The sequence below is a fragment of the Candidatus Melainabacteria bacterium genome, assembly GCA_003963305.1.
In the GTDB taxonomy this organism is placed as follows: Bacteria; Cyanobacteriota; Vampirovibrionia; order Obscuribacterales; family Obscuribacteraceae; genus PALSA-1081.
Genome location: RXJR01000015.1, coordinates 252,808 through 269,849 on the forward strand (window position 1 = coordinate 252,808; position 17,042 = coordinate 269,849).

Below are 17,042 nucleotides of genomic sequence, written 5' to 3' on the forward strand. Positions count from 1 at the left end.
AATGAGTCTCGACAAAAACGAACTGCGCATCGGCGAATTACTGACTCAAGCCGAAATTCTCACCCAGAAAGATCTGGACGAGGCTATGAAAACTGCGCGGTCAACTGGTCTGCCGATTGGACGAGTCTTAATTATGGCTGGATTCCTGACGGAGACGGAGTTTCAAGCCGCAGTGCAGGCCCAGTCACTGGTGCGCGACAACATCTTGCCGCTTGAAACGGCGATCAAAGCTCTTTCCTATCTAGCAGACAACGAAGTCTCATTTGACGAAAGCCTTTCAGCAATAGGATGGAGCAGCACACTCGACAAAGAATCGAACAAACTTGGAGAACTTTTGCTCGATTCACATATCGTGCCAAGAGAGCAGCTGGAAACGGCAATGAAGACAAGCCAGGCGACAGGCTTGCCGCTCGGTCGTTTACTGATTTCACTGGGTACTCTCTCAGATGAATTATTGGCAACGGCCTTGAACGCCCAATCATTGATTCGCGCCGGCGCGATCACCAGAGCAGAGGCGACCAACGGTTTAGTGGCAGCCCACCGCAGGCAAGCGCCACTTGATCAGCAAAATAATGAACCATTGAGAATACGAGGTCCACACCGTAAGTCTGTACGGTTAGGAGAATTGCTTGTAGGTGCGGGCATATTGACACATCTGGAAGTCGGACAGGCACTAAAAGCTGGTCTGATTGAACAAAAGTGGATCGGCGAAGCGCTGATTGAAGCGGGTCGCCTCAGCGAGAAATTATTGTCTGATGCGCTTTCTATTCAAGAAATGGTGGCCAACGAAACGCTAACCACGCAGCAAGCGCAGAATTGCTTGCGCGAGTTGCAGCAGTCCGGACAAAAGTTGGAACAAGTTATCGCCCGACTAGAAATTGCGGAAACTGAATTCAAATCGCAGGTGCGCTATCACGAACTGATGCGGGTTGCCGGCATTATAGGTCAACCAGAAATTGACCTGGTGCAACTAGAAATTGATAAAGAAAACGCACCAAGCTTTCGCGATGCATTCAACATCGCGCAGGTGCTGCTCGACAAAGGAATAATAGACGAGCGCACCTATTATGGCTCGTTGCGGTGTTTCTTTTTGCTTGCCATTGGCTGGCTGAACATGCAACAAGGTATTATCGCACTGAACTTGTTTCACCACCGGCAGTGCACTTTCGATGAAGTGCTGCAGGAATTGAACTGGACCGTACGCACACATGTGCGAGTCGCCGGACAACTGGCGAGCTAATAATTAAGTTTGCGTCGCCAATTGAGCTGGCAACAAATTAGCGTGTTTTTTCGGTACCCGAGTTCTGTTCATGGGTAAAGATTCAATAGAGCACACGCTGGAGGCAGTCATGGCAAACTCCAACAAAACAACGAAGCGAGCTTTGAGGTTCCAGCATGACGCAGACTGGCGCACAGCCTTACTTGAATTAAACGCCGCCATCGAAGAAGACCCACAATATTGGCATGGATATTGGGTCAGAGGTATGGTGCACGCGTCCATGGAGAATTACCTGGAGGCAATCTCAGACTTCACGAAGGTTTTGCAACAACCAAACCGCCTCAACAGCCGCAATAAAATCGAATTGCTCAAGCGCATCGCGGCGTTTGCCACCAAGTTGGCGGATCAGCAGAAGGCAGAGCGCGACCGCACACAGCCAGGCAAATGTGTGGTCACACTGATTCCTTCTAAAGCCGGCAGAATTTCACAAATCGGTCGATTCTTGTTCGACTCACAAGATATCGCCAAACTTAATCAACTGGTTGCAAAAGGAGCAGTCAGCGGCTCCACCGTGAGAGAATTGAGCACCCGCAAAGAGTGACCTGGAACTCAATTACAACGGCTGAGACCTGCTTCAGAGCTCTATTTAAGCTAATGCATAAACAAACCTTGCAACATCTCACCGAGCACTTCGGCATAGAAAGAATGCTGGAGTTCAGTGAAAACGAACACGGGGCAATCAAAGCAACCGTTACCACTGCCACTTGCACCGCAGAAATATACATGCAGGGAGCGCATGTGGCGCAGTGGCAGCCGGTGAAGGCAGAACACCCCGGTCTGTTTTTAAGCGAACGATCGGCCTTCGAGCCCGGCAAGGCAATCCGTGGGGGCGTTCCGCTGATTTTTCCATGGTTTGGTACACACAAGGACGCAGGCAAGTCATCCATTAAATTTCCCGCGCATGGATTCGCCAGAACTTCCAACGATTGGCTTCTTGTTGCAGCAGGTCGCAGCAAAGATGACTTCATGCTGACGTTCGAACTTACGGGCAACGAACAATCGCGCCAGGTCGGTTATGACAATTTCAAACTGATATATAAGGTTGCAGTCGGAGATGAATTAGATTTGGAACTCTGCTTTCAAAATCACTCCACGAACACAGTTGAAATCGAAGAAGCTTTCCACACTTATCTTGCTGTGAGTGATGCCGAACAAATTGCGCTGAGTGGATTGCAAGACACCGAATATCTCGATAAGACGGACGGATTCAAGCGAAAAACGCAAACTGAAAAGACTTTGCAGTTGACGGGCGAAACAGATCGACCTTACCTGAACACAGAAACACATGTAGAAATTGAAGATCCAATTTGGAAGCGCAAGATCGAAATATACAAAATGAACTCGAGGTCGACGGTGATCTGGAATCCATGGTCTGAACAAACATCCAAGTTGACCGATATGACGCCGGACGGGTGGAAAAATATGATCTGCGTCGAAACAGCAAATTTGGGCGAAAACGCAATTGCGGTGCCGCCGGGGACCCATCACACGATGCACGCATGCGTACGGATGCACACTTGACATCCATCCAGCGAAGTCTATACTGATCTCGTCGATTTCATAGAGATCTGACTTACTAACATGAAACAATTCAACCGGTCGTGTCGCAAATTCATCAAGCGACACGGCGAAGCGATCTTCATCGTCGCGTTTCTTCTAGCCGACTGTTTTCTATCGGGTTGGGTGCTTACTGCTGGAACAGTAGCGGCAATCTTATATGTCATCGCACCTGCCATCCGCTCTCTGGTGTCTCTCGATCCCAAAGCGCAAACAACCTACATCAAGGCTTTTGTAAAAACGCAAAAATTCCAACGACTGATTGTCTTACTCTTCTGGATTTACTCGATCAGGTATCTTATCTCCGCTGCGATGACGGCTGCGCTGTTCAGACTGAGCCCTGACCAAGCGCCGTCATTGACAAATGCTTTCATAATGGGCGCTCGAAACTTTGAGCAAATTTCGTTCTTAGCCAGCCCAATTCCGATTTTTGTGGGAGCCTGTGCGGCAGTAATCTTCTACCGGTCGCGTCTCAAAACTACCAAAGACGATCCTGACTTGATCAAACAGCGTCAGCGATGGTCTGGCTTTGCACAAGGCACCTTTTTCCTTAGCTATCTCGCCAGCATTTTATCCATTAGCATGAACCCGCAAGGACCAGCGCTGATGATCTCAAACTGGCTGCTCGCATCTGCGAAAGACGCGAATTTCTTCAGCTCGCCTGGTGAGGCCCTTAGTCACTATGCATTTTTCCCGCAAAGCAGGATGCTGATAGTTGATACGACAAACCAATTTTCCAATTTGAACTTCATCCCATTCTTTGACGGCTTCGTGATTACAACATTCACCGCCGCTGTTTTCCTGCTTCTATATCAGCCAATGCTGCGACTTAGCTCGTTGCTGACTTCATTCTGCTGGCGAGTCATTTCTCCGGGCTCACTGCAAAACATAATTGAAGCCTTTCTCGAAGCACTGCGACTAAAAGAACGAGTACTATCGTTCAATGAAAAACGTAAATTCTGGGGAAACGCATTGCGATCGACGGCATGGTTAGCAATTTGCTACGCTGTACTGTTCTGGTTATTTGGATTCTGCGAGGGTCCCGTGGGATTCGCGATTCAAAGCTGGATGATCGCCTCTGGTGCCGATGCAGGGTTTACAGGACAGGGCGGCGCCGACAAATTTCTTTTCACTCAGAACTACCGAGTATTCCTGGGAGCAGTCATTGCATTGTACGGAACTGTTCCGCTCGCAGTTTCGGCTTCTGTATTTCTGCCCTACGCTAGAGCCCGAAAAATAAATCTGAATGCCGATGGCATCTCCTTTTACCAGGGTCCATATCTCAGTTTGCTGGGTCGTCAAACCAGACTATGGAGCGACCTGCAAGCATTGGACAATATCAAATCAGACATATCCAAGCCGGATCAGCCAACTTCCTTTGAACTGAAATTTAAATCAGGCGGGAAAGTCAAATTCTCCACCGCTCAAATTCCAGCGCAAGATTTGCGAGTGCTTCTAGATGCGATCGACGAGCACGCCGTAAATTGCACAGTCGATCCAGAAATTTTTGTTGTCTGCCAGGCAATGGAAGATCGCGCCAAAGAAGAAGCGACATCAGATGGAATTGATGATGCTGCAATCAAATCAATTTCAAAACAAGAATTCAAATCAACTGTTTTTGTGCCATTGAGTCCGGGCGAATTTATACCAGGCACGAAAACCAGAATCATCAAGCAACTGGCAAGCAAACCATTATGCGCAGTCTATATGGCAAGGGACGCGCAGGGCAACATGCAGACTGTCAAGCAATTCTATCTTGCTGACGAGACGGAAGAGACCAGAGCATTCGCCAAAATACTTCATCGAGAGTATGAGTTGCTGTCAAAACTAGATCATCCCGGAATTGCCAAAGTAGCAACTGCATTTTCTGTCGAAAAATCAACGTTTCTCATTGTCGAACATAGACCCGGGTCTGATTTACGAGCCGTCGTAGCTGAGCACGGACCGCGTTCTGAAGGTTTGACCATAAGTTGGGCTCAGCAAATCTGCGAGATAATGAACTATCTGCACAGCCGCGAGCCGGTTATTCTTCATCGAGATTTAGCTCCAGACAATATTATTGTCGGAGACGACGGGCAACTAAGGTTGATCGATTTCGGCGCCGCCCGTGAATTTCTGGAAGGCATTACCGGCACGATGATTGGAAAGCAATGCTTCGTGGCGCCAGAGCAATTACGAGGCGAAGCGATCGTGCAGAGCGACATATTCAGCTTTGGCTGCACGCTGTACTTTCTTCTCACTGGTAAAGAGCCGAGAGCATTGTCGCAATCGTCTCCGGCGAAAGATATCGATTGTTCAGACGAACTGGATCAGCTGATTCGAGACTGCACCAACTTCGATGCCTCTGAACGTCCTGCATCCTTTGACGAAGTGTTGCAGCGCCTGAAGAAACTCGACAAAGGGTTCCACCTTAAGCTATCGACGCCCGCGGCCAAAATCAAGGTGCCGGCATGAGCAAAGAACGTGCACTCAAGAAACGCACACGGACGCAAACGAAGGCGTCTGAACCGGCTTCGATTAAACTGGTTCGAAGCGCTGTCATTTCAGACACGGAAGTTAGAACCGCTTGCGCTGCTGACGCACGTCCTGATGTCCCTGACACTGCAGGCTCTACTAAGGAATCTGCTGTTACTGAACTGGTCGCCGAGACGAACAAGAGTGTCACGGATTCAGCGGACACGTCTTCTGCCGCTAACACGACGGAGCCAGCGGACACGTCTTCTGCCGTCAACACGACGGATTCAGCGGACAATTATTTTGCCGCCAACACGACGGATCTAGCGGACTCGCCTTCAGCCGCCAACCCGACGGAAACAGCTATGGCTAAACCAACCGCACTGGCCGGAAGTGCATATTTCACAAACTACTTATACAAAGATGCTCTCAGCCTGGCGAAATACGCCTGGTCTTTGCGGGCACCACTTTTTCTGCTTGCAGCAGTCGCGGTGGCGCCAAAAACCATTCTTTTATGGATTGCAGTCGTTCTGCTTAAGCCGCTGTGCATGTTAGTTTACTCAAGGCTGCCGAAAGACACTCAACTAAAGATCACGCAGAGTATTCCAGCTTATCTAAGAAACTCAGCCCTACTGAGAGATTACGGCGAAGGAGCAAACCAGTGTCTGCCCTTCATATTGTTTTGGATTTATCTGAGCTGCGCACCGATTGCAGTGCTATGGATCGCAGGTCACTATATTCGTGGCTTATTCCCGCAAAGGATTCCGCATCTCGAGAACGGATTAGTATTCGCGCAAAACAAGAAAAGTGAACTCTCTCAGCCAGAGAATAACTTCTATTATTCGCGAGCTTTTGCAGTTACCACAGTTGCAATTTTTGCTCTCGGAATTCCAGCCATTTTCAGTTATTCAATTTACAAAAATCTGGGCGTAGGCAATGAAGCCCAGAAAAGTTCAACAATTCCGCCTTTCGTTGTTACTCCCAGTTATTTTCCGGCCGCCAAAAAAACTACATTTGTCGGACAGTATCCACGTAAACCGCGCATACATAACGATCCCTACATGGCCCCGAGATACGTAGCGGGCTACAATGGCTACTGGCCAATGCTCGACGGATTTTCAGCGAAGAATAGCGAATTCAATTTCTTCTTTGTCCACTTCTACCTGGTCAGCCTTGCATGTGCGATGTCAGTACTATTCTTTAGAGCCTGGTTCTTCTTTCCGCTCAACTTTCTTTCTGACCAGCACGAGCTATATCTGAACTCTACAGGGATCAGGAGAAGCACACTGAAAAACTGGTTTTTGAATGTATTAACCGTCAATCGATGGGCTATTGGCGGCGGACCGGATTCGCTTAGCTGGACTGAAATCAAATCACTGCGACACCTTGAAGAAGGGTTCACTAAACTCTCGCCGCTGCCGGAAACGGCATTCAAAAAAGAATCATTGACTTACAAGCTGCTCAACAAACTTGCAGCATTTATAGACGGGCTCTCCAATCGAGTCAATACCGGAAACTATCTTATATTCAGTACCAGCGAGAAAGACGGTGATTTCGGGCGAAACATCAAAATCAATATCAATGAGTTAAACCGCGAGCAACGCGCCAAACTGTTCTACTCGGTAAAAAACTGGGCACCACATGTAGTGATACGTCAGGATGCGCAAGAGTCTCTGACCGGTTCGGTCGTCTTACAGGACGTAAAATACACACAACTATGGTTCGACTTGCTCACATCAAAAACCAGAGTAAAGAGACAATCAGTTTTAGAACCAGGAGAAACGCTGCACGAGAGCAAGTATACGATTGAGGAACGGCTCTCGGCAGGTGGTCAAGCAACGGCTTACCTGGCCAGAACAGCAGAGAATAGACAAGTAGTTCTTAAAGAATTCATTCTTGCAATCGCTTCAACCCCTGGTGCGTTACTTGAATCAGCGAGAGAATTCGAAACTGAAGTCTCCTTGCTATCTCAGCTCAACCACCCAGGGATTGTCAAACTCGAAGATTTCTTTAGTGAAGACGGGCGAGTTTACGTGGTTCTAGAATACATACAGGGACAAACTGTGCGACAAAAGGTGCAACAGGACGGTCCACTCAGCGAAACCGAAGCTATAAAAATTACAGGCGCAGTTTGTGATGTACTTGAATATATGCACAAGTTGGATCCCCCAATCGTACATCGCGACATCACGCCAGAAAATATTCTCGTTCTTCCTGATGGTTCAATCAAACTGATCGACTTCAGTCTCGCCGTCAAATCGAACGGCACCAGAACAACGGATTCTTGCGGCAAGCAAGCCTTTACTCCTCCCGAGCAATTTCGCGATGAAGTCTGTCCGGCAAGCGATATTTACGGGCTTGGAGCAACTATCTATTTCATGTTGACCGGATTGCCACCAAAACCGATAACAGTCTCCTCACCAAAACAAAGAGCGTCAAATGTTTCCGACGAAATGAACCAGATCGTCGAGAGAGCAACACAACTCGACCTCAATCAACGTTACGACTCCATCCACTGGTTAAAACTGGATCTGGCTCGATGTAAATCAGTTCCTTGAGAGCTCTGAATAAGAGCTGCATGCGAACTGTCTGGAGTCATTCAAATATTGTTTCTCCATATAATGACAGGAATGGTCTTCACCAGCTCGGATTTGTCTTGACAAAACGGCTCAGCAACATAAATGCGGCAGTCGTCACCGCGACAAAAAACAAAATCAATCCAACGAACCAGGAAATAGGACGATAACGAAACACGATTCGATGCTCACCAGGCGTTAGCATTACAGCCCTTAGCACCCCGTCAGCCAGAAAAATATTGGTCGGCTTGCCATTATCAAAAGCTTCCCAGCCCGGATAGAATCCATCAGTCAAAACCAACGCCGCAGATGTCGCAGTATTGGCATTGATCTTGATGTACTCATTCTGATCGACTTCGACTTCTGCATAGCTGCTCAAATTCTTTGCCGGTGCATTCTCAGTTGCCTCTGGTGCGGTACCAACCAGAAGCACTTCACGAGTCGGATCATACTCGTTGCTATCGGAGCGATTGATGTATTTTAACGCGGCATCACGTGTGGGCAAAAATTTCAAATCTCGTATTATCGATACTCGCGGACGAATGTGGACAATGGAGTACAGCCTGATGTTAAGCGAAGGATCTTCCTTGAGAATTTCGAAGAAGCGATTATCCAGGAGCGGCACTGGAGACCAGGTACCATCTTCGTTTTGAGTTTCACGCATAGTCTCGACATAGGCGGTGCTGGTTGCCTGACAGTAGCGATACAACGGCAGATCAGATTTACCAAGCGGATGTTCGACTTTCGTCAGGTTCGAACGAGGCAATAAACCAGTATCTATGAACAGTGAATTCCAGGTCGGTACGACACTGATACCATTGGCGGTTTGGATATGCGCATCAATTGCCGTATTCGGTCTGAGAATCTGTCTGCAATAAGCGGAAAACTTTTCTTCTATATTGTCGGAACTATTTGCAAGCGTTCGCGGAATCGCCAGGGAATTATCAATAAGCGAGAGCAAGCGAAAGTTCTGAGATCCCAACTGGCAATGACTGGTAATCAAATCGGCGATACTAGACTTCTGCTCGAAGTACTGTCGCGATGCAAGCGGCGCTAACGCAACCCGATCATTTAGAACGAATGTAGACGTTATGATAGCTAACAAGATAACTTCTGTACTTCGATTTCTCAGAAGCAACAAAAGAGTAGTTATTACGCCGCCTACCGCTGCCAGCATGAAACCATGTACTAACGTGTGTTGACTTTCGGTGAGCAACTGCACATTGGCATTCACAAGTGCTGTAGCGACTAAAATCATGAGCCAGAAAACTGTCACGCGGAACACATTCGATCGAGTACATTGACCAACAAAAATGGCTCTCCACCCATTCGTTGCCATGACCAGCAAGCCTAACAATGCAAATACAGCAAGCTTGATCGGATAGCGCAAGATGTTCTGCTTATCTATCAACTCTCCAACCGGACCGAATTGACCGAGAGCGACAAGCACTGATACAGCGACCAGTATCAACCATGGTAAATTTTGGCGCCAATTTCTAGGCAGTGACAGCACTGAGAGAGTCAGTACAGGTGCACCAAGAAAGAGTGAGGTGACATAGGGCAAGGCGCCTGGATAGGTGACAATATCACCCGTGCTGTTCATGTCCAGGTGTCCGAAAGGTTGAGTGATAAGCAGTGTCAACCAGTCGGCGATACCGGCGCTCCAGAAGCTGCTTTTAAACACACTGAACTGCAAGGCGGCAGGACTGTTCATTACCAACTCAGCCAGCGGCACGTAGCCGAATGCGGCATAGCCCGCACCGATCGCAAATGCAGCTAACACCATTAGCGGTGCGCGCGGGCGCAGCGAGCCCAGATCACTCAAGAAATATACAAAGTACATTATCGAAGCAGCAACTGAAATTTCGGGGCGGCCGGCACTGAACTGCAATCCAAGCAGCAATGACAGAACTCCGCAATGCCACCACTTAGGTGATGAACAGATCAAGTCGAGCAACAACAAAGTAAACGGAATCCAGGCCACACTTGCCATCAACAGTAGATTGATAGGGCAACCAAACATATATCCACAGAGCATGAAGCCCATGCCGAAAAAGACAGCGGCCATGAAGTTAGAGGGTTCAAATCGAAATGACTTCAGCTGCCACAAAAATCCGCCGATTCCAGCCAACAAAAGATGGAAAAGCATGAACAAGCCGCTGCCCAGGCCAAAAGGCAATCCTAAACCGATCGCGGCAGGGAAATATAACATCGGCCACGTCACAGCAATCTGAGGCACACCATTCAGAACCCATGGATTCCAGAGCGGGAACTTATTGTTGCGCTGCCAAAATTCGTTGATAAAAGTGGCAGCAGGCTCGTTGTTGTAAGTAATATCCGCGAGAAACGGAGTTTTGCCGGAAAACAAAAGAGGGCTCAAAAGCCCAATTGCAATCGCGCAGTAGAAGATGACAACTAACGCAATAGCGCGGCGCTGATTCACGAAAAGCCGTCTTTATTTGCTAAACATATACATAAACTGCGGCAGTAGCGAAAGCAGAAATGACCCGATCATCAAAATGACCAGCACCTTCACAAACACCTTGTTATGTTTTCGGAAAAATTCCATGCCCTGTAACCTCGTTCAGATTATTCTCGCACCGTTGCGTCCATGGGTCTACTGTGATGTACGCTACTGGTTTCGATTATAGACATTACTCACTGCTAATCGCATCCCCTGCAGGTGAGTCATTCTCGGACGGCGCCAGCTCGGGATGGAGCCTGTAATAGATGCTTCCTGCGACGCTCTTGGGAAGCTTCGGCACAGCCGTCATCTCTTCTAGACTGGCAGCCTTAATCTTATCGAAAGAGCCGAAATAATCCAGTAAAAGTTTGCGACGAGCTGGTCCGATACCGGGCAAAATATCAAGATTAGAGGAGATGGTGCGCTTCGCTCTCAACTGGCGATGATATGTGACGGCAAAACGGTGCGCCTCATCCCGAACCCGCTGCAGCAAGTGCAACGCTTCGCTGCGACGAGGAAGCAAAAAAGGCTGGGAGTTGTTTGGTTTATAAACTTCTTCCTGTTTCTTTGCCAGACCGATTATGTCGATTGGCGGCACTTCCGCTTCGGCGAGAGCTTCACAGGCAGCGCCAAGCTGCCCTTTGCCACCATCTATGATGATCAAATCAGGCAGTGGTTTTCCTTCCTGCACTAGTTTCGAATACCGCCGCCCGACAGCTTCTTTCATCGAGGCAAAATCATTGGCTTCACCAATTCCTTCGACAGTGCGGATTTTGAAACGACGGTAGTCTGATTTCTTGGCCAGGGCATTTTCGAAAACCACCATGCTGGCAACGTTATCAGTGCCCTGAATATTGGAGATGTCAAAGCATTCTATTCGTCGGGGCGGTTTGGATAAACCAAGATGTTCCTGCAGCGTAGACATCGTCAAGGCAAGCCTTGCATCTTCTTCCGAAGCCACTTGCAACTCGGTCTCGAGCGATAAGCGAGCATTCTTCTGAGCCATCTCAATCGATGACTGCTTACTTCCGCGCTGTGGCACAAGAATCTTCACAGCTGTGCGCGATTTCGCATTCAACAACTCAAGCAAGGCATTTTGCCCATCTAAGGGCTGCTGCAAAATCACTTCACTTGGCACAGCGATGTCTTCGCAGGTAGCGTAATACTGATCGATAAAGCTCTCAAAAGCTTCATCAGCACTCGTTTTCTCTATTAGCGGAAGACACACAGTTTCAGCCGAAATCAATTTGCCTTCACGCACACGCATCAAACAAATGGCTATAAATCTATTCGTATGTGCTTCAGCAATTACATCTTGACTGACTTTCTGGTTCTGGAAAAACACCTGCTGCTTCTCGACGATGCGCTCGAGAGACTGCAAGCGATTGCGAATTTTCGCAGCCTGCTCGAACTCCAGGCGCTCGGCAAACGCTTCCATTTCTGAGCGAAGCATAGAAATAACTTCGCCCTGCCGACCAGCCAAAAACATCTCCACTTGCGTAACCATATTGTTGTAAGTCGTCTCATCCACAAGTTTTTGACAGGGGCCGAGGCACAATCCAATATGGAAATTCATGCATGGTCGATCTTTAAACAGCGGCTTTTTGCGTTGTCGCATCGGGAAGACCTTTCGCAACATCCGCACCGTATCCCACATCACACCTGTCTCTACATATGGTCCGAAAACACGAGCTCGGGGATGCTCTTTTCTGTAGCGAGCAGGGTCGCGCACCATTACCAGGCGCGGATATTCGACATCATAGGTGATGGCAAGCCAGGGGTACTTTTTGTCGTCTTTGAGGGCGACATTGTAGCGCGGCATGTGCTGACGCACGAGCGTTGCTTCCAGCAAAAGTGCTTCCTTTTCCGAATTGGTCAAAATGGTATCGATTGAAACCACTTTTGGTATCATGACGGCCAGCTTTGGTCGCTCTCGCCAGGAAGTTTCATTCCAATAGGAACGCACTCTGTTGCGCAAACTTACGGCTTTTCCAATGTAAATAATTTCGCCATGCACGTCTTTGAAGACATACACACCTGAGGTGTCAGGCATGCCACTGAGTTGCCGGGTTAAGTCTTCTGAGATAGTCTTCATCGTGAGATCGTGTTATCGATAACGCGCACAGGTAATAGCTTCAATCAAATTCAACAACCAAATTCTAACGTGCAGTTCCGGTTTCAGCGGGCGACACTGGCGGTTTGGCTTCACGCGAAGATGGCTTGATGCCAAGCTCGGCACCTGGTATCGAAATAGTCAGTGCCTCCAGCAGAGAGTCAACGCCAATCACATCCATATTTTCGATTTTGTTTTCGAGAGGTAAGTTGGCTTTGGGAACAAGCGCCTTTCGGAACCCCATCTTTGCGGCCTCTTTCAAGCGTTGCTCAAGAGAGACGACAGCACGAATTTCTCCGGTCAGTCCCAATTCGCCAACACACAGAAGCCCCGGGTCGATCGAACGATCCAGGAATGAAGTAGCAACGGCAACGCTTATACCAAGGTCACCAGAAGGGTCGTTGAAATCTAAACCGCCGACGATGTTCACATAAACATCGTATCTCGAAACTGCCAATCCAACCTTCTTTTCGAGCACCGCCAGAACTTGCAAAAGTCGATTGTAATCCCAACCGTTCACAACTCTGCGCGGGCTTGGATAATGGGTGTTGCCGACCAGCGCTTGCACTTCTAAAAGCAAAGAGCGGCTGCCTTCGCCTCCCGCAATCACCGCTGTTCCCGATGGCGCTTGCATGCGACCGAGTTTGCTCAGTCTGTCACCAAGCAGCAATGCGCTCGGATTGTCTATCTCAGCCAGACCAGTCGTGGTCATCGTGTATATAGCAATCTCCTGCGTTGAACCGAAACGATTCTTCGCTGCTTTCAGAATTCGCAGCTGTCGAGCTCGATCGCCTTCGAATTGCAAAACGACGTCAACCATATGCTCGAGCACTCGCGGACCAGCAATAGAGCCCTCTTTAGTGACATGACCGACCAGAATCGTGGCTATATTTTGCGACTTAGCAGAGGAGACAACAAACTGCGCCCCCTCGCGAACCTGACTAACAGAGCCCGGAGCGCTTCCGATCTGCGGATGGTACATAGCCTGAATGCTGTCGATAATCGCCACTTTGACATCGGCAGAGAGCATTCTGTCGCGGATCTTACTCACATCTTGTTCTGAGTCGACGAGGATGTTCGGATGCTTAATGCCCAGGCGAGAAGCCCTGAGCTTGACTTGTGATGCGGACTCTTCACCTGACACATAGAGGACTTTTTGCCTGGCAGCAACATAATTTGCTACTTGCAAAAGCAGGGTCGACTTACCGATACCGGGGTCACCAGCCAGTAAGATGACGGAGCCTGGCACCAACCCGCCGCCTAAAACTTCGTCCAGACCACTGAGTCCGGTGCTCAACCGGGACGCATCAAGGGTTTCATTGTTTATCTCTATTTCATGCAGACCGACTGGTCCAGTCGAATCTGCCGGAGAAACGCCCCCGAAGCCTGTGTTCAAGCGAGTGGCAAACCCCTTCTTGGCGGAAGCAGATTCTTCCTCGTAAAGCTCCTCCACCATTGAGTTCCAGGTGCCGCATTCACTGCACTTCCCAAGCTGCTTGGAAGTGGAATAGCCGCATTCTTGACAAACCCATTTCGCCCTGATTCGTCCCATATCGCCCCGCTAGTTCTTCTGTTGAAACCACCTCATTTTAACGTGCTTATCAGACAGTTCCGCTATACTCTTCGCGGATGCATGTGTGCACTTCTCAAACGGAGAGCGTCTATGTCAAGTATGATTCTCGTTTTGGCTACAGCCGTGGCTTGCGCGCCGGCGTCAGCAGGATTTTCACTCAACAAAATTCAAATCAAACCGTCGATTGCTCAAATCATGCAGTCACAGGTATTGATTGCTCAGAAATATGTCGGCGCAGACCCGCACGGCGACGACCCGCACGGCGGCGACCCGCACGATGAGCAGCACGACGACAAACTGCCGGCCAACGAAGACAGAAGCGTCGGCAAGGCGCCCAAAGATGTCTACGGCGGCACTGTTCCGAACGGACAGCAACCGTATTAAATCAAAATATCTCAAATTTCATGGTTTCCGCCTAAGCTAAGCGCTGAAGGGCGGGGCGGCGGCTTACAATTGCAACCATGATTTTTAGTTCGCCCACTCTTACAGGCATACTCCTTTCACTCGGTCCCGTGACGATTCGGTACTACGGGCTGATGATTGCCATGGGCGCCCTCGCAGCGATCACCACGGCGACAGCCATGGCGGCCAAAAGGGGGCTGGACGACCAGAAGCTCGTCAATTGCGCACTGAGCAGTTTTGTCGGTTCAATCATCGGCGCCCGCCTCTATTACGTAGCCTTGCAATGGCAGAACTATGTCAACAACCTTCCCGACATCGTGGCGACGTGGCATGGCGGCATGTCATTACACGGCGGCATCATTGGGGCATTCATCGGTTGTATCATCTACTGCAAGCTGACTAAATCCAAATTCTGGCCATTCTGCGACGTGATTACGACCTCGGTTCCGCTCGCACAATCGATCGGCCGATGGGGAAATTTCTTCAACTCAGAAGCATTCGGAAAGCCTGTGGGTCCTGACTTTCCGCTAAAACTGTACATTCCTCCGGACCGACGACCTTCACAGTTTCATCAAGACAGTTATTTCCATCCGACTTTCTTGTATGAAGCAGTTTGGGATCTGGCTCTATTTTTGTTGCTTTATTTCGTCCTCGCCGAACAACTTAAGAAATACGACGGCATGGCGTTTTCGGTCTACATTACGATCTACTCAATCGGCAGGCTTTTGATAGAGCCGATCAGGTCAGACAGTATCATGGCCGGTACCATCCCGTTCCCCATGATCGCCAGCGCCGTTGGGCTGGCTATAGGCGTGGTCGGAATAATCATTTCGTACATGAAAGGCAGAAAGAACGAGGGCGCACAGGCTGAATCTTAACGAGAACTTTCGTTTTGAAACATCAACTTTTTGTCAGCGTCGATAGTAGTTGGATACGATGAAAGTTGGAGCAGCAGTTGGCAAATTTGCCGCTCCACCGCCAGGCACTAAGCCACGGGTCACCAAGGGAGACAAAAAGATGATTGAAATGAGTGTAGCTGGAATTGCCATAGATGCCCGCAACGCCCAGCCGATTGTTGTCCTCAAAGAAAATGACACGATGCGTACTCTGCCTATTTGGATTGGCATGGCTGAGGCAAAAGCCATCTCGTTTGCCCTGGAAAAAGCAAAGTCGGAGCGTCCGCTTACACACGAGCTCTTGCTGACCACTATCGAACAACTGAATTACGCCTTAGATCAAATTGAAATCAACAAGTTGGACGAACAGACTTATTCGGCAATTTTGAAATTGACGCCGAAAGAAGCCGGAAAGGAACCGATGATGATCGATGCTCGACCTTCCGACGCGATAGCACTTGCCCTTTCGGCAAAAGCGCCGATCTTTGTTTCGCCGGAAATAACCATCAATGCAGTCATGGCTCCTGATGAGGAAACGGCGGAATTCAAGCAATTCGTAAGCAAATTGAAGGCATCCGACTTCAAGTTACCGGGAGTAAGTTCTGTAACGCCGCTTGAAGAAGATCCGGAAAATACTGAAGGCGAATCAGCCTAAGCATTTGAGCTGGAACATTCGAATGGCGTCTGTTTTTCAAGATGCTGAATGAAGGCAAGCACGGCATGGTCGGCAGCGATCGGAGTTTTGAAATCAAACTTGATCGTGTTGAAAATGCGCGTATCGCCTTGCGCAAAGTAAAGTCCTGCCAACTTGGTCAGCAGAATCAAAAGTGGATTTATCAACAGGTTCACTAACGCATTCGAAGATTTCCTCGTGAATGCGATCGCATAACCCTCCGTATTTCCAGATGCAGAGAGTCTCAAGGCGAACATGAGATATAAATGCATAAAATCGGGACCGAGCGTTACCGTGCCGGTTGAGCCATACCAATAGTCAAGCTTGTAGGTCAATTCACGGGCATAAAACTTCGCTATCAGCTTGCCAATCACGTTGGTGGCAGGCACGATGCCTGTATTTTTGAACTGAATATGGCTTGATGTGAGACGGCGCGGCTCCATATTCAAAACATCGCCGGGCAAATTGTGCACAGTATGAAAGTGCTGCTCGTCTATGGCGTTGATCATGACTACATTGGGGTGACAATTTTTGATGAAGAAGTTGCCTAACGAGTATTGATACGACTTTCCATTCAACTCAGGATGAATAGGAATGTCTTCAGCCGGTGCTTCATCACCCAACCAGATCCAGATCAGACCGTACCGTTCACGCACCACCCAGGCTCTGGTTGAAACCACCCGCGGTGCCTTGGCTTTCTGGCACGGAATATCGGTGCAATTACCGTTGCCGTCAAAACACCAGTTATGAAAGAAGCAACGCAGTTGCTCACCATCGACTTTACCTTCTGCCAGATGAGCACCCATATGAGGGCAGTATGCATCAAGCGCAGCAACTTCACCGCTGCTAGTCCGAAAGACAGCTAATTCACGACCGGCAATGCTGGCCGGAATAACCTTATTACGCCTCAACGCATGCGAGGGCATCAACCAGTACCATCCGATTGCCACGCAATCAGTACGAGTAAATAAGTTGTACTGCTCTCTGGTCAAAGCCTTATGCTGGCCCGAGCGACTGACGAAAATACGACCGACTACACTGTTTGCCTGCATTTT

12 protein-coding genes are annotated in these 17,042 nt (G+C 48.9%); 8 read left to right on the forward strand and 4 right to left on the reverse strand.

The window, feature by feature from the left end; genetic code table 11:
• Position 1 precedes the first annotated feature (1 nt).
• The 5 genes from EKK48_16155 to EKK48_16175 all read left to right on the forward strand — a co-directional run bounded on the left by EKK48_16155 (position 2) and on the right by EKK48_16175 (position 7,848).
• On the forward strand, positions 2 to 1,240 hold the full coding sequence (locus tag EKK48_16155; GenBank protein ID RTL40790.1) for a hypothetical protein: 1,239 nt from the start codon (positions 2 to 4) through the stop codon (positions 1,238 to 1,240).
• 109 nt (positions 1,241 to 1,349) lie between these two features.
• Positions 1,350 to 1,820: a hypothetical protein gene (locus tag EKK48_16160; protein RTL40791.1), complete on the forward strand. Its 471-nt coding sequence runs from the start codon at positions 1,350 to 1,352 to the stop codon at positions 1,818 to 1,820.
• 53 nt (positions 1,821 to 1,873) lie between these two features.
• On the forward strand, positions 1,874 to 2,800 hold the full coding sequence (locus tag EKK48_16165) for a D-hexose-6-phosphate mutarotase (GenBank protein ID RTL40792.1): 927 nt from the start codon (positions 1,874 to 1,876) through the stop codon (positions 2,798 to 2,800).
• Positions 2,801 to 2,860: 60 nt separating this feature from the next.
• Entirely contained in the window at positions 2,861 to 5,290 is a 2,430-nt protein-coding gene (locus tag EKK48_16170; GenBank protein ID RTL40793.1) for a serine/threonine protein kinase, read from the forward strand.
• Positions 5,287 to 7,848 carry a serine/threonine protein kinase gene (locus tag EKK48_16175; protein RTL40794.1) on the forward strand — a complete coding sequence of 854 codons (2,562 nt, stop codon included), beginning with the start codon at positions 5,287 to 5,289 and terminating at the stop codon, positions 7,846 to 7,848. Before EKK48_16170 ends, EKK48_16175 begins: the two co-directional genes overlap by 4 nt.
• A gap of 79 nt (positions 7,849 to 7,927) precedes the next feature.
• Here the strand turns inward: EKK48_16175 and EKK48_16180 are convergent, their stop codons facing one another.
• The 3 genes from EKK48_16180 to radA all read right to left on the reverse strand — a co-directional run bounded on the left by EKK48_16180 (position 7,928) and on the right by radA (position 13,995).
• A complete protein-coding gene (locus EKK48_16180; GenBank protein RTL40795.1) occupies positions 7,928 to 10,309 on the reverse strand; it encodes a hypothetical protein in 2,382 nt (793 codons plus the stop codon).
• 211 nt (positions 10,310 to 10,520) lie between these two features.
• Entirely contained in the window at positions 10,521 to 12,425 is a 1,905-nt protein-coding gene (gene uvrC / locus EKK48_16185; protein RTL40796.1) for an excinuclease ABC subunit UvrC, read from the reverse strand.
• Between the two features lie 64 nt (positions 12,426 to 12,489).
• Positions 12,490 to 13,995, reverse strand: coding sequence for a DNA repair protein RadA (gene radA / locus EKK48_16190; GenBank protein RTL40797.1), 1,506 nt, complete (start codon positions 13,993 to 13,995; stop codon positions 12,490 to 12,492).
• Positions 13,996 to 14,106: 111 nt separating this feature from the next.
• On the opposite strand from radA, the gene EKK48_16195 reads away from it, so the two are divergent.
• The 3 genes from EKK48_16195 to EKK48_16205 all read left to right on the forward strand — a co-directional run bounded on the left by EKK48_16195 (position 14,107) and on the right by EKK48_16205 (position 15,969).
• The gene (locus EKK48_16195; protein ID RTL40798.1) at positions 14,107 to 14,400 is read left to right on the forward strand and encodes a hypothetical protein; all 294 of its coding nucleotides are present in this window, start codon (positions 14,107 to 14,109) and stop codon (positions 14,398 to 14,400) included.
• A 77-nt stretch (positions 14,401 to 14,477) separates the two neighbouring features.
• Complete coding sequence (locus EKK48_16200) at positions 14,478 to 15,296, forward strand: prolipoprotein diacylglyceryl transferase (GenBank protein RTL40799.1); 819 nt, start codon at positions 14,478 to 14,480, stop codon at positions 15,294 to 15,296.
• A gap of 58 nt (positions 15,297 to 15,354) precedes the next feature.
• A complete protein-coding gene (locus tag EKK48_16205; protein RTL40800.1) occupies positions 15,355 to 15,969 on the forward strand; it encodes a bifunctional nuclease family protein in 615 nt (204 codons plus the stop codon).
• Here the strand turns inward: EKK48_16205 and EKK48_16210 are convergent.
• Positions 15,966 to 17,039 (reverse strand): aromatic ring-hydroxylating dioxygenase subunit alpha, encoded by a 1,074-nt coding sequence (locus tag EKK48_16210; GenBank protein RTL40801.1) that lies wholly within the window; start codon positions 17,037 to 17,039, stop codon positions 15,966 to 15,968. The genes EKK48_16205 and EKK48_16210 overlap by 4 nt on opposite strands.
• Positions 17,040 to 17,042 lie beyond the last annotated feature (3 nt).